The following is a 19,850-nucleotide window of genomic DNA, read 5'->3' on the forward strand; positions in this document are numbered from 1 at the left end:
CTCAGGGTTTGAGGCTGGCTTTCACGATCTTCCCCGGGTTGCGCGGCGGCTCGCCGGTGGGCAGCGCATCGACATGCTCCATGCCCTCGGTCACCTCGCCCCAAACGGTATATTGGCCGTCGAGGAAGGTGGCGTCGTCGAAGACGATGAAGAACTGGCTGTTCGCGCTGTGCGGATAGTTGGTTCGCGCCATCGAGACCGCACCGCGGACGTGCGGGGCCTGGGAGAATTCGGCCTGGAGGTCCGGCTTGTCCGATCCACCGGTGCCGGTGCCGGTCGGGTCGCCGCCCTGTGCCATGAAGCCCGGAATCACGCGATGGAACACGACGCCGTCGTAGAAACCCTCGCTCACCAGCTCCTTGATACGCGCCACGTGGCCCGGCGCCAGGTCCGGCCGCAGCCGGATCACGACATCGCCGCCGCTGTCGAGATTGAGAACCAGGGTGTTGAGTTCGTTGGCCATGTCGTGCCTTTCCTGCAGGATATCTGCCGAGCACTTAGGCGCGGCGACAGGCGTTCGCCACCCCTTTGCAGGCGATCGGACAAGATCGCTGCGCGCTCCCCTCCCTTCCAAGGCGCGCCACCCCCGGCTCCGATCACGCGCTATGTCGACACGCTGGAAAGTGCGGCTTAGGAAGCGGCCATTCCGAAATGTCCGCAGAAGAGGGTGGGATGAGCGAGAGCGATATCGATCTTCCCCCCGGTGCCGCGCCCGCCGAGGCCGATCGCCTGCACGATGCCGACGATCGGCTCCGCCCGGAATATGTGCGGCGGGTGATGGCGCACGTCGAGGCGGGCGAGACCGAGTCGGCCCGCGCCCTCGTCGAGCCGCTCCACCCCGCCGACATCGCCGATCTGTTCGAGCTGGTCGATTCCGACGAGCGCCGCGCGCTCGCGGCCGCGCTCGAGGAGGTGCTCGGCGGCGAGGTGCTCGCCGAGATGAACGAGCACGTGCGCGACGAACTGATCGACACGTTCGAGCCGCACGAGGTCGCCGAGGTCGCCGGCGAGATGGAGACGGACGACGCCGTCGCCATGATCGAGGACATGGAGGAGGATGAGCAGCGCGCCGTTCTCCGCGCCCTCGACCCGGACGATCGCGCCGCCATCGAGGAGGCGCTCACTTACCCGCTGGAGTCCGCCGGCCGCCTGATGCAGCGCGATCTGATCGCGGTGCCCGAGCATTGGACGATCGGCCAGGTGATCGACTATCTGCGCGCGGGGGCGGAGCTCACCACCGATTTCTGGGAAGTTTTCGTCGTCGACGGCCGGCACCACCCGGTCGGCACGTGCATGCTGAGCTGGATCCTGCGCACGCCGCGCCATGTCGCCGTCGCCGATGTAATGAAGCGCGAGCAGACGCTCATCCCGGTCGACATGGACCAGGAGGAGGTCGCCCTCCGCTTCCAGAAATACGCCTTGATCTCCGCCGCCGTGGTCGACGGCAGCGGCCGACTGGTCGGCATGATCACGGTCGACGACATCGTCCACATCATCCAGGAGGAGGCCTCCGAGGACGTCCTCCTCCTGTCCGGTGCCGGCGAAGGCGACATCAACGAGCCGGTGCGCGAGAGCTACAAGAGCCGGGTGCGCTGGCTGATCGCCAATCTCGCAACGGCGCTCGTCGCCGCATCGATCATCCACATGTTCGAGGACACGATCTCGCGGATGGTCGTGCTCGCCGCGCTGATGCCGATCGTCACCGGGGTCGGCGGCAATGCGGGGACCCAGACGCTGGCTGTCACGGTCAGAGCGCTCGCCACCAACCAGCTCACCCAGTCGAACACCTGGCGGGCGATCGCGCGCGAGATCCGGGTCGCCTGCCTGAACGGCCTGACGGTCGCGCTGCTGCTCGGCGTCGGGGTCGCCGTGTTTCTCGACAATTCGCTCCTCGGAATGGTCATCGCCGCGGCGATGCTGACCAACATCCTGATCGCCGGCCTCGCCGGCGTGATGGTCCCCCTCGCGCTCGACCGGGCGCGGGCGGATCCCGCCGTCGCCTCCTCGATCTTCGTGACCATGGTGACCGATTCGATCGGCTTCCTCCTTTTCCTCGGCCTCGCCACCGCCTCGGGGCTGGTCACCTGAGCCGCACTACCGGGCGCTGATCTTCGCGCTGCGATCTGCTAGGATCGCAGGCGGAGAGGGCACGGCGATGACTCGTGACCAGAAGATCGTGGCGACCGGTGCGGCGAGCGGCGTCGCCGCGATGGCCGTTCTTTTATGGCTCCTGTCGACCTGGCTGCCGACGCCACCCGGCGCGGATGCGCTCGATCGACGGATCGCCTACGCCCTGCGCTGGCAGGCGCTCGCTGCGCTACCCTTGTTCCTGATGGTGGTGGCGGTCGGCAACGCCCGCTTCGCCAGCGATGCGATCGATCCGACCGCCGGCGCAGAGGATCGTGCGATGATCATCAACGGACGCGTCGCGGACAACACGCTGCAGCAGTTCGCCTTGTTCGTCGCAGGCTCGCTCGCCCTCGCCGCGAGCATTCCCCCCGATTACCTGCAGGTGATCGGCGCGGCGGCCATCGTCTTCGTGATCATGCGGCTGCTGTTCTGGATCGGCTATCGGATCGATCCGCTCTACCGCGCCTTCGGCTTCTCCTCGACGGCCTATATGAACCTTGGCCTGCTCGCCGCGGCGCTGTGGCTCGCAGCCGTGTGAGAGCCGCGCGGATCGCCGCCTAACAGCGTGTAAACAGACGATTTTCCTGTTTAACTCCGGGCGCGGCTGGCGTAGGCGATGGCCAGCTCTCAATCATCCGGGACGAATTGGTGACCGCCTACGCGCATGAGTTCGAGGTCGCGGCTGCGCCGCTCCACATGAGCAAGGTCGCGGTCGGCTGCGCCAGCATCGCGGCGCTGGGCAAGCGCCAGCAGCTGCGGACAGTCGGCGGCGAGGTCCCGCTGGTGACTCGCTTCATGCCCAAGCGGGCGAGCGAGATGGTCGGCGGCTCGATCTACTGGATCGTCAAGCATCAGCTGGTCGCGCGGCAGCGGATCATCGGCTTCGCCGAGCGCGACGAGGACAAGAAGACGATCGTCCGCCTCGATCCGCAGCTCGTCGCTGTCCGGCCCTTCCCCAAGCGGGCGCATCAGGGCTGGCGCTATCTCGCCGCGGCGGATGCGCCGCCCGACCTCGGGGCTGCCGGCGAGGCCGAGACCCTTCCTTCGGAGCTGATGCGGCGGCTGATGGCGCTGGCCTTGATCTGAGAAGAAGCCGGACAGCCCTGTTTCAGCCGAGCCTCGAGCCTGCCAAGTCCTCGGTTCCCGCAGCCTCAAAGCCGGCCGGAGAAATTTTTTCGGCTGTGACATAATCGGCTCACCGACGCCGCGGAACGGCTCGTCGCGGCGGTTTTCCGCGACTTTTGCGCCGAAGAGGCGGGTCGGTTCGTCCCCGGATCGACCTCGTTCATCCTAAGGCCATGAAACTCTTCAGAGTCATCGCTCGTTGAGGCGGCAAGTGAGTAGAAAGGAGCCAAGTATGGCGACGAGTATCCTTGAGGCCCGCGGCGGCTGTATTGTTCCGAAGGCGGAGACGCGTGGTTATCACATTGTCTATCGCGAGCATGAGACCAACTATTGCCCAGGTTGCGGGCGCACCCATTGGTACATCGGCCGTTCGATGGCCGAGTGCGCGTTCTGCACGACGGCGCTTCCACTGGAGAATGCCCCGATGATCGCGGGCGGACAGATCGTCCGAACCATTCGCCGGCCGGTGTTCGGCAACGAGCCCGCCTACGCGGCCTGAGCCGGAACGGCTTCATCTGCTGTGCTGATCTGGGCGGCGCTTCCTTCGGGAGCGCCGCCGCCCCTCAGGCGGGACGCTTGCGTACCGGCACCGGCACGTTGCAGACATCCACGCCACCGGCTGGCCGCTTGAAGAAGTCGCCGCCGCGGTTCGCACGACCGGTCACGTAGCGGCTGAACGCCTCGCTGTCGGACCGCAGCACCTCATAGGACGGCCGCTCGCCTTCGGGAATGTCCGAAGCGAGCCGCACGCGCGCGAAGGGCACATGGTCCTTCGCCTCCTTGTAGAAGCCGAGCGCTTCGGTGCCCCGCGGCCGTGCGGAGAGAAGTCCGATCCCCTCGATGACCCTGCCGATCAGGGCGATGTTGAGATCGAGGTGGCGCGGCGCGTGGCCGATGATCGCGTAGAGCTCGCCGCCGGTGCCGGTGTCGGGCGCCAGGTCGCGGCCGACTCCGACCATCGCATAGCAATGGGTGAGCCAGGCGCGCCCCTCCTCGGGATCGTAGCCGACGGGCCAGCTCTGCGCGTGCCCGACCATCGGCGCGTAGCTGTCCGGATAGCCGAGCGGACGCACCGCCAGGCCTTCCAGCGCGCGATGATATTCGTGCGGCGGCCGGCGCACCACGCCGGCAGGCAACGGGACCTCGGCGTCGCCATTACCCCATTGCGCTACATAATTGTCCTGCACGCGATAGACCGCGGCATTGTTCCACCAGCCGTTGCGCGCGAAGGCGCGGACGTTGGCGACGTGGACCGGCGCGAAATCCGGCGCCAGCTCGATCAGGACGCGGCCCCCTTCCTTGAGCTCGACCACCAGCAAGTTCTGCGGATCGATCGCGCGCCAGGCCTCGGCCGGCGCCTCCTCCACCACCTTTGCAGGGTCGGGCGCCTCGACGACCGGCGCCGGTCGCCAGAAGGCGTAGCGGGCGCTCGGCTCGACCTCCTCCCCTTGCGGCGGCGCGCCCGCGCAGCCCGCGATCAGGGCCATGGTCGCTGGCAGTAGCAGGTGGCGCATCGTCCGTTCCCCTCGTTTCGAGCTCGCCGGCTTATCGCCGGTCGTTACGGCGCCCGCAACCGCTGCCGCTTGCATCCAAGGCGAGGGAGGATCATTTCACCGCCATGGATCCGATCGCGCCCCAGGACATGACCCTCGACGAGCTGCGGCTCGCCCTCGCCCCGCTCATCCCGGCGCACGCCGTGTTCGACGGCTGGGATGACGAGGCGCTGGCCATGGCGGCAGCGGAGATCGGCGTGCCCGCGCCTCGCGCGCGGCTCGCCTTCCCCGGCGGCGCGACCGACATGATCGATGCCTGGTTCGATTCGATCGACCGCGCGAGCGCGCTGGCCTTCCCGCTGGAGCGGATCGAGGCGATGAAGATCCGCGATCGTATCCGGGGTCTGGTGATGCACCGGCTCGAGGTGATCCATCCGCACAAGGAAGCGCTTCGCCGCGCGCTGGCGATCCTCGCCTTGCCGCAGAACCTTCCGCTGGCGGCGCGACTCGCCTGGCGAGCGGCCGATCGGATGTGGCGCATCGCCGGAGACCAGGCCACCGACTTCAATCATTATTCGAAGCGGGCACTGCTCAGCGGTGTCTACGGATCGACCACCCTGGTCTATATCGACGACGACAGCGAGGGACTGGCGGCGACCCGCGCCTTCCTCGATCGTCGGATCGACGACGTGATGAAGATCGAGAAGGTGAAGGCGAACTGGCGCGGAAGCCGGGAGCGGATCCCGTCGCTCAGCCGCTTCCTCGGCCGGCTGCGCTACCCGGTGGTGTGACGTGCCCGACGGAGCGACGGCGATCCGCAAGGTAGGAGAGATCGCCAGCTACCACGCGCACGTCTATTTCCGTCCCGACATCGACAAGGAGGCCGCTCTTTCCCTCCGCGAAGCGGTCGGCGCGCGCTTTCCGGTGCGCCTCGGCACCGTCTGGGACCGTCCCGTCGGTCCGCACAGCCGCGCCATGTTCCAGATCGCCTTCCCGCCGGCCGTGTTCGCCGGGCTGGTCCCCTGGCTGATGCTCAACCACGGCGGCCTCTCCATCCTCGTCCACCCGAACACGACCAATCCGCGCAGGGACCATCTCAGCGACGCCGCCTGGATCGGCGAGCCGCTGCCGCTCTCGGGCGAAGTGCTGCCGGAGGCCCAGGAAGCGGATCTCGCCGGCCCGGCGAACACCCTCCCGAACGTGGAGCCTTGAAGCGTCTATCTTTCGACTCCACTTATTGATAATAGTTCGCAATAGAAATGACGCTCCGCCTCGACCAGCTTCCGTTCCGCACGCCCGCCACCGTGACGGCGATCGACTGGGCGCGCCTCTCAGAGGTCGACGCCCGGCGCCTGCGCAACCTCGGATTCGACGAGGGCGTCGGCATCGAATCGCTCCACGGCGCGCCCTTCGGGAGGGACCCGCTGGCCGTTCGGATCGGCCGAATGACCGTGGCCATGCGCCGCGCCCAGGCTCAGGCGATCACGGTCGAAAAGAACGCGGCATGACCTCCATTCCTTTGGTGGCGGTGGTCGGCAATCCCAATGCCGGCAAGAGCGCCCTGTTCAACATGCTGACCGGCGCGCGCCAGAAGGTCGGCAATTATCCCGGCGTCACCGTCGAGCGGAAATCGGGCCGGGTGTTCCTGCCCGATGGCCGGCCGATCGAGCTGGTCGACCTTCCCGGCGCCTACAGCCTCGATCCGTCGAGCCCGGACGAGGAAGTGACCCGCGACGTCGTCCTCGGCAAGCAGGAGGGGGAGAGACTTCCCGACGCGCTGCTTCTCGTCCTCGACGCGACCAACCTGGACAACCATCTTCGCTTCGCCCTGCAGCTGATCGCTTTGGGCCTGCCCACGGTCGTGGCGCTGAACATGGTGGATCTCGCCCGGCGCGACGGCCTGGAGATCGATCCCCAGGTCCTCGAGCGCGAGCTCGGCGTGCCGGTCGTCTCCACCGTGGCCGTGCGCCGGCGCGGGACGGACGAGCTGCGCGAGGCGATCAGCGAGGCGGTCACCGCGGCGCGGCTCGTCCGGCCCGGCACCGGTACGGCGGAGAGCTTCACGACGGTGCAGCGCCGGGCCCGCGAGATCGCGCGGGCCGCGATCGTCGGGGAGACGGTGGTGCGCCGCACGACCCATCTTATCGATTCGGTCGCCCTCCATCCGGTCGCGGGTCCGATCATCTTCGGCCTGATCATGTTCTTCATGTTCCAGGCGGTGTTCGCCTGGTCGGCGGTCCCGGCCGACTGGATCGATGGGCGAGTCGGCGATCTCCAGGGCGCCATTGCCGCTGCGCTGCCCGAGGGGCTGCTGCGCTCGCTGCTGGTCGACGGGGTCGTCGCCGGGGTCGGCGCGGTGATCGTCTTCCTCCCGCAGATCCTGATCCTTTTCCTGTTCATCCTGCTGCTCGAGGCGACAGGGTACATGGTCCGTGCCGCCTTCCTGATGGACCGGCTGATGGCGCGGGTCGGACTCTCGGGTCACGCCTTCATTCCCCTCCTCTCCTCCTTCGCCTGCGCCGTCCCGGGCATCATGGCGACGCGGACGATCGAGGATCCGAAGCACCGACTCACCACGATCCTGATCGCGCCTCTGATGACCTGCTCGGCGCGCCTACCCGTCTACGCGATCATCATCGGCGCGTTCATCCCGGAGCGGGCGGTCGCCGGCGCTTTCGGACTGCAGGGGCTGGTCCTGTTCGGCCTCTACGTGATCGGGATCATCGGTGCGCTGGTCGCCGCCCTGTTCCTCCGGTTGAGCGTCACCCGCGGCACGCACCGCGGCTTTCTCCTCGAGATGCCGAAATACCAGCTGCCCCAGCTGCGCGACATCGTCCTCGGCCTCTGGCAGCGCGCCCTGATCTTCCTGAAGCGGGCCGGCACGATCATCCTCGTCTCGACGATCCTGCTCTGGGTGCTGCTCTCCGTCCCGCAGCCCAGGCCGGGAGAGACGGCGCTGGAAAGCTCGATCGCCGGCAAGGTCGCGTCGGGTCTCGAGGTCGTCGTCAGGCCGATCGGCTTCAACCATGAGATCGCGCTCGCGCTCATTCCCGCCATGGCGGCGCGCGAGGTCGCCGTGTCCGCGCTCGCGACCGCTTATGCGATCGACGCCGACGACGAGACCGCCGCCGAGCAACCGCTGAAGGAGCGCCTGCGCGGCCGCTGGTCGCTGCCCACCGCGCTCGCCTTCCTCGCCTGGTTCGTCTTCGCGCCGCAATGCTTATCCACAATTGCCGTCACCCGGCGCGAGACCAACGGGTGGAAATGGCCGGCCTTCATGCTAGGCTATCTCTTCACTCTCGCATGGCTGGCGGCAGGCGCGACCTATTGGACGGCGACCGCCCTCGGCCTCTAAGGAAGGACTGAACATGGCGGGCGTCAACAAGGTGATCCTGGTCGGCAATCTGGGAGACGATCCGGAGAGCCGCTCGCTGAACAACGGGGGCGAGGTCGTGAACCTGCGCGTCGCCACCTCCGAGACCTGGAAGGACCGCGACGGCCAGCGCCAGGAGCGCACCGAATGGCACCGCGTGGTGATCTTCAACGAGAATCTGGGCCGGGTGGCGAAATCCTACCTCCGCAAGGGATCGAAGGTCTATCTCGAAGGCCAGCTGCAGACCCGCAAATGGACCGACAACAGCGGCCAGGACAAATATTCGACCGAGATCGTGCTCCAGCGCTTCCGCGGCGAGCTCGTCCTCCTCGACTCCCGCGGCGGCGGCGGTGGCGGCGGCGGCGGGTTCGGCGAGGATGCCGGCGGCTATGACAGCGGCTTCGGCGGCGGCGGTTTCGGCGGCGGCGGCGGCGGTGGCGGCGGCTTTGGTGGTGGCGGCGGCGGCGGCGGCGGAAATCGCCCGCAGTCGCGGCCGCAGCCGGCGTTCGACAGCGACCTCGACGACGACGTTCCGTTCTGAGCGCGACGCGCGCTTAGCCGGCCGCAGCCAGTGGGCCCGTCCGCACCCTCGGTCAGGCGCCGCCAGCCGATCGGCTGGCGCGGGCTCCTGCTGCTGGGGGAGGCGGTGGTCGCTGTTGCGCTCGCCTCGCTGTCCGTGCGCCTGCTGCCGTTCCGCCGTGTCGTCGCGGACCGCGCGCCGCGGCCGGTGCGCGCTGCCGCAACCATCGACCTTCGCCGGCTGCGCTGGGCGGTAGACGCAGCTGCGCGCCGCGTGCCGTGGCGGGCCGTCTGTTTTCAGAGGGCCGTCGCGCTGCGCGCGATGTTGCGCCGCCGCGGCATCGCCTCCGTCCTCCATTACGGTATCGCGCATGAAGGCCCCGATCGGCTCAAGGCCCACGTCTGGCTGAGCGTCGCGGGGCAGGTGGTGATCGGCGGGGAGGCGGCGGCGCGATTCGCCTGCGTCGGCAGCTTCCCCGATGGGGATGTTTGAGCCCGAACGGCGGGACGCGCGGGGGAGAGCGAAGATCGGCAAGCTGGCGGGGGACGCGATCGATCGACAGGCGCCGGCCGAATTCCGCCTGCTGATCGCCTGCTGCCGCTGGCCGCTTCTGCCGGCGCAGGTCGCATCGCTCGCGTCGGCGGCTTCGATTGATTGGCCGCTGTTCGTCCGGATGGCGCAGCGGCACCGCGTCGAGGCGCTGGCGCGGCGCGCGCTGGAGAAGGCGGCGGTCGAGATCCCGTCGGAGGCGGCGGAGCCCCTCGATACGGCAAGCAGCCGCATTGCCGCCGAGAATCTGATCATTGCGGCCGAGACCGCCCGCCTGGTCGCCGCCCTTACCGAGGCGGACATCCCCTTCCTGTTCGTGAAGGGGCTGAGCCTCGGCGCGCTCGCCTACGGCACGATCCTGGTGAAGGCAGGATGGGACATCGATCTGCTCGTTGCCCCCGAGGCGCTCGAGCCTGCGGCGGATCTCCTCCAGCGGCTCGGCTACCATCTCGCGGTTCCGCCGGGCGATGCCGCCCCGGCACGCCTGCACGCCTGGCATGCGCGGTCGAAGGAATCAGTCTGGCGCAATCCAGGACGCCGCGCGACCGTCGAGCTCCACACGGCGCTGACCGATCAGGCCGCCCTTCTCCCGACGCTGGACGTCGATGCGCCGCGCCAGATGGTGGCGATCACGCCGACCCTGGCCGTGCCGACGCTCGCGAGGGACGAGCTCTTCGCCTACCTCACCGTCCACGGCGCCTCGAGTGCCTGGTTTCGGCTGAAATGGCTCGCCGACGTTGCCGCGCTCCTTGCCGGAGAGGACGAAGCGGAGGTGGAGCGCCTCTATCGCCGCGCCCGGACGCTCGGCGCCGGACGCGCCGCCGCCGTCGCCCTGCTGCTCTGCCGGGACTTGTTCGGCACCTGCGCGGGGCCGAGGCTGATAGCGGAGCTCCGCACCGACCGCGTCAACAGGTGGATGGCGAGGGGCGCATGGCAGAGTCTCGCCGGCCGCTCGATCGCGACCGAGGTGACGCGGCTGCGCGGCGGCACGCTCTGGATTCATCTCCTGCAATTCGGACTCGTGCCGGGGCTGCGCTACAAGCTCGGCGAGCTACGGCGTCAGCTCCGCACCTTGCGGCCCTTTCCGGAGCCGCCGCGCGCCTAGCGCTTGTCGCCCTTCAGCGCGGCGAGCGCTGCGAACGGGCTCCTTTCGGCTCGCGCCTCCTCCTCGCTCTTCACGCCCGCAGCGCGCAGCGCCTCCTCGGCACGCGGCGAGCGCGGAAACGGGTTCAGCGCGAGCGACACCGTCTCGGCAACCGCCTCGCCGAGATCGATCGCCGCGGCGTCGTAGAAAACGACGTCCATCTCGCCCTCGCTGAGCTCGATTTCCTCCTCGCCGCCGGCGCTCTCCGGATGCGGCCGGAACTCGATCCGGAACTCTTCCTCGACCGCGTCCTCGACCGGCTCGCCCGTGGCGACGCAGCTCTGGGTCACCGCCGCAGTCACTGTCCCGCGCGCGGTGATCGTCTCGCCATTGCGCGAGAGCGTTGCCTCGGCGCCGAGCCGTGCGATTCCGACCAGGCCGAAGCGGGCCGCAAGCGCCGTCCGCTCCCCCTCGTCCGCGTCGATCGAGACCTGGCGGGGCGCCTGGCCGAGCGTATCGATCCGGTAGGTGCGGCTGAATTCCGGGCTCATCGGCCGATCTCCCCGGCGAGCACAGCGTCGGCGCGGCGCTCCGCGAGAGAGGCATGGAAGCGCTCCAGCCCCGCCGCGACGAACGCCACCGCCGCATCGGATGGCGCGGCATCCCGGAAGATGTTGCGACGCACCGCCTCCCGGAGATCGCCCTCTCCGGCAAAGGCGTCGCGAAACGCCCCCATTCGCCCTCCGAGGGCGCCCATGATCTTGCCGACTCTCTTGCCGACGACGAGGTCGCCGATGCCGAGCTGGCGCAGGCTTCCGTCCATGTCGTCGATGAAGATCTCGGTGAGCAGCACCGTCTCGCGCCGGCTTGCCTCGCCTTCGCGTTCGAGCCGGAGCAGGACGATCGAAAGCAGGGTGGAGAGCATGTCGAACCGTCCGTCGATCGTGTCGGGCACGCCGCCGTCGCGATACCAGGCCGGCTGACGCGCCTCGCGTACGACGGACTCGTAGAGCGGCCGCAGCGCCGCGCGCTCCTTGGCCGGGCGGCCGAAGATGCGGGAAAGGAAGGTCAAGGGCAGCTCCGCGCGAAGGGGCGCGTACTTGCGCCGTTCAGCTTTTGTCGGATATTGGGGGCTCGCACCGCTGCCGACAAGGCGGCGGCCGACGCCGCGTACTTCGCGCCGGCCGTTTCGGGAGAAATTTCAAGATGATCGTTGGGCACGGACGCACTTTTGCATTGGGTCTCGCTGCCGCCGGCGCCCTCCTCGCCAGCGGCTGCACGCGGATCAGGGACCATCAGGGCTATATCGCCGAGGAGACGCTGATCAGCGCCGTCCAGCCCGGCGTCGACAATCGCGATTCCGTTCTCTCGACGCTCGGCCGGCCGACCTTCGTCGGTCAGTTCAGCGAGAACGATTGGTATTACGTCTCGCGGAACACCCGTAACCTCGCCTTCAACATGCCGCGCCCCGACTCGCAGACCGTGCTGCGTGTCCGGTTCGATCAGGCCGGAAACGTCGCGTCGGTCGATCGCAAGGGCCTGGAGCAGGTCGTGTCGATCGATCCCAGCAACGACAAGACGCCGACGCTGGGCCGCGAGCGCGGTTTCATCGAGGAGCTGTTCGGCAACATCGGTGCGGTCGGCGCGACCGGTCAGAGCGGCGGCAGCGCCGACAATCCGAAGTAAGCGGCCTTCCACCTCAACGAACCAGCAAGGGGCGCCCCGCGGGGCGCCCCTTTTCGTTTCAGCGGACGATGCCGCCCGCGCCGAGCACTGCGAGCGTGACGAGGTCCGAGGCGCTCGCCGTCATCGGCGCGATCTGGACCGGCTGCGCCATACCGACCAGCATCGGCCCGACCACCGCGTCTCCCCCGACCTCGGCGAGCAGCTTCGCCGAGAGATTGGCCGATTGCAGGCCCGGCATCACCAGCACGTTGGCAGGCCCGGTGAGGCGGCTGAACGGATAGACGCTCTGCATCGCCGGGTTGAGCGCGACGTCCGGCGCCATCTCGCCTTCATATTCGAAATCGACGCCGCGGCCGTCGAGCAGCCGCACCGCGCCGCGCACGCCCTCGAGGAACGTGCCCTCGGGATTGCCGAAGTTCGAGTAGGACAGGAAGGCGACGCGCGGCTCGTGTCCCATCCGCCGCGCGACGGCGGCGGTCTGGATGGCGATCTCGGCAAGCTGCTCGGCGTCCGGCCGCTCGGTGACGGTGGTGTCCGCCATGAAGATCGTGTGGGTCTTGCCGACCAGCGTATGAATGCCGAACGGCGTGCAGCCGGCCTTGGGATCGAGCACGCGGCGGACCTGGCGCAGCGTCTGCGCATAAGGCCGGGTGACGCCGCTGATCAGCACGTCGCCTTCGCCGAGCGCGAGCAGCAAGGCGGCGAAGGTGTTGCGGTCCTGGTTCACCATCCGCTCCACCTCGCGATGCAGCCGGCCGCGGCGCTGCAGCCGCTTGTAGAGATAGTCGACCATCTCCGGCACCCGCTCATAGGTGCGGCTGTTGATCAGCTCGAAGCTCTCCGGCTTTTCGACGCCCAGGGCGCGGAGCCGGTCGTGCACGTCGTCGCGGCCGACCAGCACCGGCACGCCGTAGCCGCCGTCGCGGAAGGCGATTGCGGCGCGCAGCACCACGTCCTCGTCGCCCTCGGCGAAGATCACCCGCTTCGGATTGGCGCGGGCCGCTTCATAGGCCGCAGTCAGCACCGACGTGGTGGGATTGAGGCGGGAGCGCAGCGCAGTGCGGTAGGACGTCATGTCCTTGATCGGGAAGCGGGCGACGCCCGTATCCATCGCCGCCTGGGCAACGGCGGCGGGCACGACCTCCATCAGCCGCGGATCGAACGGCGCGGGGATGATGTAGTCGGGCCCGAAGCTGTGGGCGCGGCCGCCATAGGCCGCCGCAACTTCCTCGGGCACCTGCTGCCGGGCGAGCTCGGCGAGCGCCTGTGCCGCGGCGATCTTCATCTCGTCGTTGATTCCGGTCGCCCGCACGTCGAGCGCACCGCGGAAGATGAACGGGAAGCCGAGGACGTTGTTCACCTGGTTCGGGAAGTCCGAGCGGCCGGTGGCGACGATCGCGTCCGGGCGCGCCGCCTTGGCGTCGGGCGGCATGATCTCCGGATCGGGATTGGCCATGGCGAAGATGATCGGCTGCGGCGCCATGTCCTTCACCATCTCCGGCTTCAGCGCGCCCGCGGCGGAGAGACCGAGGAACACGTCAGCCCCGACCAGGGCCTCGGCCAGCGTGCGCCGGTCGGTGGGCACGGCATGGGCGGACTTCCACTGGTCGAGGCCTTCGCGGCCGACCCAGATCACGCCCGAGCGATCGCACATCAGCACGTTGTCGTGGCGCACGCCCATTGCCTTGATCAGTTCGGTGCAGGCGATCGCCGCCGCGCCGGCGCCGTTCACCACCACCTTGATGTCCTTGAGGTCGCGGCCGGTGAGATAGCAGGCGTTGATCAGGCCGGCCGCGGTGATGATCGCGGTGCCGTGCTGATCGTCGTGAAAGACCGGGATGTTCATCCGTTCCTTCAGCGTCTGCTCGATGATGAAGCATTCCGGCGCGGCGATGTCCTCGAGGTTGATTCCGCCGAAGCTCGGCTCGAGCAGCGCGACCGCGTTGACGAAGGCGTCCGTATCCTCGGTCGCGACCTCGAGATCGATCGAATCCACGTCGGCGAAGCGCTTGAACAGCACCGCCTTGCCTTCCATCACCGGCTTGGAGGCGAGCGCGCCGAGATTGCCCAGGCCAAGGATCGCGGTGCCGTTGGAGATGACCGCGACCAGATTGCCTTTGGCGGTGTAATCATAGGCCTTGCCCGGATCCTCGGCGATCGCGCGGACCGGCACCGCCACGCCGGGCGAATAAGCGAGGCTGAGATCGCGCTGCGTCGCCATCGGCTTCGAAGCGATGATCTCGATCTTCCCCGGCCGGCCTTCGCCGTGGAAGTTCAGCGCTTCCTGCTCCGAGAATTTGACGTTGCTCTCGCTCATCGTTCCGCCTTCTGCTGATTTTGGTCCCCTCTAGGACCTTGCGGCTGAACGGAGCAACCCGCCGAATGCTCCGCCTTGCCCGCGGACGCTACGGAAGCCGGCACCGGCGAAAAGCTGGGGACGAATGGCACGGACCCCGTTCCGCTTTGCCGCGCAAGCCTTTATCGCTCTTGGCATGGCCACCAAGGCAAAGACCGAGCCCGGCGCCGTCGCGAGCGCTCCGACGCCGATGATGGCGCAATATCTCTCGCTCAAGGCCGAGGCGAGCGATTGTCTGCTCTTCTACCGGATGGGCGACTTCTTCGAATTGTTCTTCGACGATGCCAAGGCGGCGGCCCAGTGCCTCGACATCGCGCTGACCGCACGCGGCGAGCACGAGGGTGAGCCGATCCCGATGTGCGGCGTGCCGATCCATGCCGCCGAGGCCTATCTTGCGCGTTTGATCAAGGCCGGCCACCGGGTCGCCATCGCCGAGCAGACGGAGAGCCCGGCCGAAGCGAAGAAGCGCGGCTCCAAGTCGGTCGTCAACCGCGCCATCGTCCGCGTCGTCACCGCCGGAACGCTGACCGAGGAGGCGCTGCTCGATTCGCGTGCGGCGAACTGGCTGGTCGCCGTGGCGCGGGCGGGCGACCGCTTCGGCATCGCCGCCGCGGACATCTCGACCGGCCGGTTCGAGCTCGGCTCGATCCCCGCTGCCGCGCTCGACGCCGAGCTCGCCCGGCTGGCGGCGGCCGAGATCATCGCCCCGGAGCCGATCGCTGGTGTCGAGGTGCAGGCGCGCCGCGCCGGCTTCGACAGCATCGGCGCCGAAAAGCGGCTTCGCGACCGCTTCGAGGTCGCGACGCTCGACGGCTTCGGAAGCTTCGACCGGGCGGCGCTCGCCGCCGCCGGCGGCCTGCTCACCTATCTCGACGAGGTCGCGCGCGACTCCGTTCCCTATCTGCGTCCGCCGGTGGTCCGCTCGTCCGGAGATCACATGATGATCGACGCCGCCACCCGCGAGAGTCTGGAGCTGGCCGTCTCCTCGACGGGCGGGCGGACCGGCAGTCTCCTCCACGCCGTCGATCGCACCGTCACCGGCGCCGGCGCGCGCCTGCTCGCTGCGGACATCGGGGCGCCGCTCCTCGACCGCGCGACGATTGAGGCCCGGCTCGATCTCGTCGCCTTGTTCGAGCGGGACGCCGGCACGCGCGACATGCTCCGCCGCCAGCTGAAGGCGCTGCCCGACATCGGCCGTGCGCTCGGCCGTCTGGTCGCCGGACGCGGCTGCCCGCGCGATCTCGGCCAGTTGCGCGACGGGCTCAGCGAGGCCGGCAGGCTCCACGACCGGCTTGCCGCCCTCCCCGACCGGCCGGCGCTGCTCGACGCATTGCTCCCGGCCCTCACCGGCCATGGCGCCCTGGTCGATCTCCTCGCCCGCGCCCTGGTTCCGGCGCCGCCGATCGACGCCGCGCAGGGCGGCTATATCGCCGAAGGCTATGACGCCGCGCTCGACGATCTGCGCGCCACCGGCGGCGAGGGCCGCCGCGCGATCGCCTCGCTGGAGGCGCGCTATCGGCAGCAGACCGGCATCGCCGCCCTCAAGATCCGCCACAACGGCGTGCTCGGCTATCATATCGAGGTTCCGGCCCGGCACGCCGATCCGCTGATGACGCCGGACTCCGGCTTCACCCACCGCCAGACGCTTGCCGGCGTGGTGCGCTTCAACGCGCCCGAGCTCCACGAGCAGGCGATGCGGGTCGGCCAGGCCGGCGGCCATGCCCTCGCCGCCGAGGCCGCCCATCTCGAGACGCTGATCGGCGCCGCGCTCGGCCAGGCGGAGGCGATCGCGGCCGCCGCCGACGCCCTGGCCCGGTTCGACGTCGCCGCCGGGCTCGCCGAGCGCGCTGCGGAAGGTGGCTGGACCCGACCGCTGTTCGTCGCCCACAATTGCTTCGACATCCAGGGCGGCCGCCATCCCGTCGTCGAGGATGCGGTTCGCGCCGCCGGCGGGCGGTTCGTCGCCAACGACTGCGGCCTGTCGGAAGACGAGCGGCTGTGGCTGGTCACCGGCCCCAACATGGGCGGCAAGTCGACCTTTCTGCGTCAGAACGCCCTGATTGCCGTGCTCGCCCAGGCCGGCGCCTATGTGCCGGCCGCCCACGCCACTCTGGGGCTGGTCGACCGCCTGTTCAGCCGCGTCGGCGCCTCGGACAACCTCGCCCGCGGCCGCTCGACCTTCATGGTCGAGATGGTCGAGACCGCCGCCATCCTCTCGCAGGCCACCGAACGCAGCTTCGTCATCCTCGACGAGGTCGGGCGGGGCACCTCCACGTACGACGGGCTCGCCATCGCCTGGGCCGTCGTGGAGGCGATCCATGATCGCAATCGCTGCCGCTGCCTGTTCGCGACCCATTATCACGAGCTGACCCGGCTGGCGGAACGGCTCGACGCCCTCTCGCTCCATCATGTTCGGGCCCGCGAATGGAAAGGCGATCTCGTCCTCCTCCACGAGCTCGGTCGCGGGCCTGCCGACCGCAGCTACGGCCTCGCGGTCGCCAAGCTCGCGGGGCTGCCGGGCCCGGTCCTCGCCCGCGCCAAGTCGGTGCTCGCCAAGCTCGAGGAAGGAAAGTCGGCGACCGGCGGGATCGCCGCCGGCCTGGACGATCTGCCGCTCTTCGCCGCCGCCGCGCAGGCCGAGGAGGAGGCCGCGGACCCGCTTCACGCCGCGATCGCCGACGTCGACGTCGACGCGCTCAGCCCCCGCGAGGCGCTCGATCTCGTCTATCGGCTGAAGCGGATCGCCGCCGAAGCCGGCTGATGGCAAGCCGCTTCGCCCAGGTCCCGGCCAAGCGCGCGATCGTCGACCGCCGCGGCCTTGCCGACCGGCTCGGAGCGCTCCCCGGCGACGATGCGGCACGGCGGCTGGCGGCGACCTCGCTGCTCAAGGAAGCGCTGGCCGGCGGACGCGGCGAGATCGCGCGGCGGCTCGAGGAGCGGCCGTGGCAGGGCAGCGAGACCGCCGCGGCCTACGCCTTCCTGACCGATCAGATCCTGCGCCTCGCCTATGATTTCATCGTCACCCGGCTCTACCCGCTGCACAACCCGACCGATGCCGAGCGGCTGCTGCTGATGGCGGTCGGCGGCTACGGCCGCGGCGAGATGGCGCTCCATTCCGACGTCGATATCGCCTTCGTCACGCCGTGGAAGCCGACGCCCTGGACGGAACAGGTCATCGAATCGATGCTCTACCTGCTCTGGGATCTCGGCTTGAAGGTCGGGCATTCGAGCCGCTCGATGGCCGAGCTGGTCGCGGTCGCGAGCGCCGATCACACGGTCCGCACCGCGCTGGTCGAGGCGCGCTACCTCTGGGGCGACGAGAGCCTGTTCGAGGAGTTCGAGGGACGCTTCCGCAAGGAGGTCGTCGCCGGCAACGTGCGCGCCTTCGTGGTCGAGAAGCTCGAGGAGAGGAACGGCCGCCACGAGAGGATGGGCGACAGCCGCTACGTCGTCGAGCCGAACGTCAAGGAAGGCAAGGGCGGGCTTCGCGATCTCCACACGCTCTTCTGGATCGGCAAGTTCGCCTATCAGGTCGGCAGCGTCGCCGAGCTGGTGGATGTCGGCCTGCTCACGCCCGACGAGCTTCGCCAGTTCCAGCGCGCCGAGCGCTTCCTCTGGGCGGTGCGCTGCCACCTTCATTTCGTCGCCGGCCGCGCCGAGGAGCGGCTGACGTTCGACTATCAGCGCGAGATCGCGGCGCGGATGAACTACGCGCAGCGGCCTGGCACCTCGCCAGTCGAGCGCTTCATGCGGCACTATTTCCTGCACGCGAAGATGGTGGGCGACCTCACCGGCGTCTTCCTCGCGCATCTCGACGAGAAGTTCGCCCGCCGCGGCCACCGCTTCGGCCTTCCCGCGCTCAGGCCCCGGCGTCGCAAGCTGGAAGGGTTCGTCCTCGATCGCGGCCGCCTCGCGCTTCCCAACGACAATTTCTTCCACGAGGATCCGGTGCGGCTGCTCCAGATCTTCGCCTTTGCCGACCGCGACGGGCTCGAGATCCACCCGATGGCGATGCGCGCCGCCGCGCGGGACGCCAAGCTGATCGACCGCGCGGTGCGTGCCGATCCCCGCGCCAATGCGCTGTTCCTCGACGTTCTCACCTCGCCGCGGGACCCCGAGACGGTGCTCCGCTGGATGAACGAGGCAGGCGTCTTCGGGCGCTTCGTTCCCGAGTTCGGCCGGGTCGTCGCGCAGATGCAGTTCGACATGTACCATCACTACACGGTCGACGAGCACACCATCCGCGCGATCGGTCTGCTCGCCCGCATCGAGCGCGGCGAGTTCAAGGAAGATCATCCGCTCTCGACCTCGCTGTTCCGCTCGATCGGCTCGCGGCGCGCCCTCTACGTCGCGGTGCTGATGCACGACATCGCCAAGGGCCGCGGCGGCGATCACAGCGTGCTCGGAGAGGAGGTGGCGCGCAGCCTCGGTCCGCGGCTCGGCCTCACCGAGGCGGAGACCGACACCGTGGCCTGGCTGGTGCGCTGGCACCTCTTCATGTCGGCCACCGCGTTCAAGCGCGACCTCTCCGATCCCAAGACGATCCAGGACTTCGCGGCCCATGTGAAGAGCCTGGAGCGGCTGCGGCTGCTGCTGATCCTCACCGTCGTCGACATTCGCGCGGTGGGCCCGGGGGTGTGGAACAGCTGGAAGCGTCAGCTGCTGCGCGAGCTGTTCGATTCGGCCGAGGAGGTGCTCCGCCTCGGCCACAAGGAGACCGGCCGAAAGGAGCGGATCGCGGCGACCCGGGAGGATCTCGCCGCCCGCCTGCGCTGGGATGCGAGCCGCTTCGAGCGGCTCGTCTGGCGGCTTCCCGAGAGCTATTGGCTGGCCGAGCCGATCGCCGTGATCGAGGGCAATGCCCGGCTGATGGATGCCGCGGACCGGGATCCGGCACGCGCGAGTCCGCTCGTCACCTCGGTCCAGGCGGAGCGCGGCGCGACGCTGGTCAGCGTCTACACCCAGGACCAGCGCGGCCTGTTCTTCCGGCTCACCGGCGCAATCAGCCTCGCTGGCGGCAACATCATCGACGCACGTATCCACACCACCAACGACGGCATGGCGGTCGACAATTTCCTGGTCCAGGATGCGGCCGGTGGCCCTTATGCCGACCGCCACCAGCTGAAGCGGCTGGAAGAGGCGGTGCTCCGCGCCGTCCAGGGCGCCGAGACGGAGATGGGTCGGCTCGAATCCAAGGCGTTGCCGCTCACCCGCGCCGAAGCCTTCACCGTTCACCCGGACGTCTTCATCGATAATAATGCATCGAGCCGCTACACCGTGGTCGAGGTCAACGCCCGCGACCGCGCGGCCCTGCTGAGCGGCCTCGCCCGCGCCCTGTTCGAAATGAAGGTGGCGGTCCATTCGGCGCACATCGCCACCTATGGCGAGCGCGCCGTCGACGTCTTCTATCTCACCGATCTGGCCGGCGAGAAGATCGTCGCGTCGGCCCGGATCAAGGCCCTTCGCGGCCGCCTGCTCAAGGCCGCGGAGGGCGGCGCGCCGGGCCGCAAGGCCGCCTGACGAGCCGCGGGATC

The 19,850-nt window shown here is 69.0% G+C and carries 19 protein-coding genes; 14 read left to right on the plus strand and 5 right to left on the minus strand.

The window, feature by feature from the left end; all coding sequences use genetic code 11:
- Nucleotide 1: 1 nt before the first annotated feature.
- Nucleotides 2-463 carry a peptidylprolyl isomerase gene (locus E2493_RS16000; protein WP_135088656.1) on the minus strand — a complete coding sequence of 154 codons (462 nt, stop codon included), beginning with the start codon at nt 461-463 and terminating at the stop codon, nt 2-4.
- A gap of 209 nt (nt 464-672) precedes the next feature.
- Between E2493_RS16000 and mgtE the strand changes: the two genes are divergently transcribed.
- From mgtE to E2493_RS16020, 4 genes are all read left to right on the plus strand, one after another.
- Nucleotides 673-2,088, plus strand: coding sequence for a magnesium transporter (gene mgtE, locus E2493_RS16005; RefSeq protein ID WP_135088659.1), 1,416 nt, complete (start codon nt 673-675; stop codon nt 2,086-2,088).
- Between the two features lie 67 nt (nt 2,089-2,155).
- Nucleotides 2,156-2,668, plus strand: coding sequence for an MAPEG family protein (locus E2493_RS16010; RefSeq protein WP_135088662.1), 513 nt, complete (start codon nt 2,156-2,158; stop codon nt 2,666-2,668).
- 110 nt (nt 2,669-2,778) lie between these two features.
- Nucleotides 2,779-3,216: a DUF1489 family protein gene (locus E2493_RS16015; protein ID WP_225421533.1), complete on the plus strand. Its 438-nt coding sequence runs from the start codon at nt 2,779-2,781 to the stop codon at nt 3,214-3,216.
- Between the two features lie 271 nt (nt 3,217-3,487).
- Nucleotides 3,488-3,754, plus strand: coding sequence for a hypothetical protein (locus E2493_RS16020; protein WP_191993012.1), 267 nt, complete (start codon nt 3,488-3,490; stop codon nt 3,752-3,754).
- Nucleotides 3,755-3,818: 64 nt separating this feature from the next.
- Here E2493_RS16020 and E2493_RS16025 read toward each other — a convergent pair whose 3' ends face one another.
- The gene (locus tag E2493_RS16025; RefSeq protein WP_225421534.1) at nt 3,819-4,769 is read right to left on the minus strand and encodes a peptidylprolyl isomerase; all 951 of its coding nucleotides are present in this window, start codon (nt 4,767-4,769) and stop codon (nt 3,819-3,821) included.
- 104 nt (nt 4,770-4,873) lie between these two features.
- Between E2493_RS16025 and E2493_RS16030 the strand changes: the two genes are divergently transcribed.
- The 7 genes from E2493_RS16030 to E2493_RS16060 are packed head-to-tail and all read left to right on the plus strand — an operon-like array spanning nt 4,874 to nt 10,295.
- A complete protein-coding gene (locus E2493_RS16030; protein ID WP_135088665.1) occupies nt 4,874-5,539 on the plus strand; it encodes a COQ9 family protein in 666 nt (221 codons plus the stop codon).
- Between the two features lies 1 nt (nt 5,540).
- Nucleotides 5,541-5,960 (plus strand): DOPA 4,5-dioxygenase family protein, encoded by a 420-nt coding sequence (locus E2493_RS16035; protein ID WP_135088668.1) that lies wholly within the window; start codon nt 5,541-5,543, stop codon nt 5,958-5,960.
- Between the two features lie 47 nt (nt 5,961-6,007).
- On the plus strand, nt 6,008-6,256 hold the full coding sequence (locus tag E2493_RS16040) for a FeoA family protein (protein WP_135088671.1): 249 nt from the start codon (nt 6,008-6,010) through the stop codon (nt 6,254-6,256).
- On the plus strand, nt 6,253-8,103 hold the full coding sequence (gene feoB, locus E2493_RS16045) for a ferrous iron transporter B (RefSeq protein ID WP_135088674.1): 1,851 nt from the start codon (nt 6,253-6,255) through the stop codon (nt 8,101-8,103). The genes E2493_RS16040 and feoB overlap by 4 nt, the downstream gene beginning before the upstream one ends.
- A gap of 13 nt (nt 8,104-8,116) precedes the next feature.
- Entirely contained in the window at nt 8,117-8,662 is a 546-nt protein-coding gene (ssb, locus tag E2493_RS16050; protein WP_135088676.1) for a single-stranded DNA-binding protein, read from the plus strand.
- 30 nt (nt 8,663-8,692) lie between these two features.
- Nucleotides 8,693-9,133: a lasso peptide biosynthesis B2 protein gene (locus E2493_RS16055; RefSeq protein WP_135088679.1), complete on the plus strand. Its 441-nt coding sequence runs from the start codon at nt 8,693-8,695 to the stop codon at nt 9,131-9,133.
- On the plus strand, nt 9,120-10,295 hold the full coding sequence (locus tag E2493_RS16060) for a nucleotidyltransferase domain-containing protein (protein WP_135088682.1): 1,176 nt from the start codon (nt 9,120-9,122) through the stop codon (nt 10,293-10,295). The genes E2493_RS16055 and E2493_RS16060 overlap by 14 nt, the downstream gene beginning before the upstream one ends.
- Here E2493_RS16060 and E2493_RS16065 read toward each other — a convergent pair.
- Both E2493_RS16065 and E2493_RS16070 read right to left on the minus strand, forming a co-directional pair.
- Nucleotides 10,292-10,825, minus strand: coding sequence for a YceD family protein (locus E2493_RS16065; RefSeq protein WP_135088685.1), 534 nt, complete (start codon nt 10,823-10,825; stop codon nt 10,292-10,294). The two genes, E2493_RS16060 and E2493_RS16065, sit on opposite strands and share 4 nt — an antisense overlap.
- Entirely contained in the window at nt 10,822-11,346 is a 525-nt protein-coding gene (locus tag E2493_RS16070) for a ubiquinol-cytochrome C chaperone family protein (RefSeq protein WP_225421535.1), read from the minus strand. Before E2493_RS16070 ends, E2493_RS16065 begins: the two co-directional genes overlap by 4 nt.
- A 134-nt stretch (nt 11,347-11,480) precedes the next feature.
- On the opposite strand from E2493_RS16070, the gene E2493_RS16075 reads away from it, so the two are divergent.
- The gene (locus E2493_RS16075; RefSeq protein WP_135088688.1) at nt 11,481-11,960 is read left to right on the plus strand and encodes an outer membrane protein assembly factor BamE; all 480 of its coding nucleotides are present in this window, start codon (nt 11,481-11,483) and stop codon (nt 11,958-11,960) included.
- A 58-nt stretch (nt 11,961-12,018) separates the two neighbouring features.
- Here the strand turns inward: E2493_RS16075 and E2493_RS16080 are convergent, their stop codons facing one another.
- A complete protein-coding gene (locus E2493_RS16080; protein ID WP_135088691.1) occupies nt 12,019-14,277 on the minus strand; it encodes an NADP-dependent malic enzyme in 2,259 nt (752 codons plus the stop codon).
- A gap of 175 nt (nt 14,278-14,452) precedes the next feature.
- Here E2493_RS16080 and mutS point away from each other — a divergent pair, with 175 nt between their 5' ends.
- Both mutS and E2493_RS16090 read left to right on the plus strand, forming a co-directional pair.
- Nucleotides 14,453-17,077, plus strand: coding sequence for a DNA mismatch repair protein MutS (gene mutS / locus E2493_RS16085; RefSeq protein WP_225421536.1), 2,625 nt, complete (start codon nt 14,453-14,455; stop codon nt 17,075-17,077).
- Nucleotides 17,077-19,836: a [protein-PII] uridylyltransferase gene (locus tag E2493_RS16090; RefSeq protein ID WP_135088694.1), complete on the plus strand. Its 2,760-nt coding sequence runs from the start codon at nt 17,077-17,079 to the stop codon at nt 19,834-19,836. Before mutS ends, E2493_RS16090 begins: the two co-directional genes overlap by 1 nt.
- The last annotated feature ends 14 nt before the right edge of the window (nt 19,837-19,850 follow it).

The sequence above is a fragment of the Sphingomonas parva (ex Maeng et al. 2020) genome, assembly GCF_004564275.1.
GTDB lineage: Bacteria > Pseudomonadota > Alphaproteobacteria > Sphingomonadales > Sphingomonadaceae > Allosphingosinicella > Allosphingosinicella parva.

Coding starts and splice junctions, on each gene's coding strand:
- E2493_RS16090 (WP_135088694.1), top strand. CDS start 17,077: ATGGCAAGCCGCTTCGCCCAGGTCCCGGCCAAGCGCGCGATCGTCGAC.
- E2493_RS16025 (WP_225421534.1), bottom strand. CDS start 4,769: ATGCGCCACCTGCTACTGCCAGCGACCATGGCCCTGATCGCGGGCTGC.
- mutS (WP_225421536.1), top strand. CDS start 14,453: ATGGCCACCAAGGCAAAGACCGAGCCCGGCGCCGTCGCGAGCGCTCCG.
- mgtE (WP_135088659.1), top strand. CDS start 673: ATGAGCGAGAGCGATATCGATCTTCCCCCCGGTGCCGCGCCCGCCGAG.
- E2493_RS16060 (WP_135088682.1), top strand. CDS start 9,120: ATGGGGATGTTTGAGCCCGAACGGCGGGACGCGCGGGGGAGAGCGAAG.
- E2493_RS16040 (WP_135088671.1), top strand. CDS start 6,008: ATGACGCTCCGCCTCGACCAGCTTCCGTTCCGCACGCCCGCCACCGTG.
- E2493_RS16020 (WP_191993012.1), top strand. CDS start 3,488: ATGGCGACGAGTATCCTTGAGGCCCGCGGCGGCTGTATTGTTCCGAAG.
- E2493_RS16000 (WP_135088656.1), bottom strand. CDS start 463: ATGGCCAACGAACTCAACACCCTGGTTCTCAATCTCGACAGCGGCGGC.
- E2493_RS16010 (WP_135088662.1), top strand. CDS start 2,156: ATGACTCGTGACCAGAAGATCGTGGCGACCGGTGCGGCGAGCGGCGTC.
- feoB (WP_135088674.1), top strand. CDS start 6,253: ATGACCTCCATTCCTTTGGTGGCGGTGGTCGGCAATCCCAATGCCGGC.
- E2493_RS16030 (WP_135088665.1), top strand. CDS start 4,874: ATGGATCCGATCGCGCCCCAGGACATGACCCTCGACGAGCTGCGGCTC.
- E2493_RS16080 (WP_135088691.1), bottom strand. CDS start 14,277: ATGAGCGAGAGCAACGTCAAATTCTCGGAGCAGGAAGCGCTGAACTTC.
- E2493_RS16075 (WP_135088688.1), top strand. CDS start 11,481: ATGATCGTTGGGCACGGACGCACTTTTGCATTGGGTCTCGCTGCCGCC.
- E2493_RS16065 (WP_135088685.1), bottom strand. CDS start 10,825: ATGAGCCCGGAATTCAGCCGCACCTACCGGATCGATACGCTCGGCCAG.
- ssb (WP_135088676.1), top strand. CDS start 8,117: ATGGCGGGCGTCAACAAGGTGATCCTGGTCGGCAATCTGGGAGACGAT.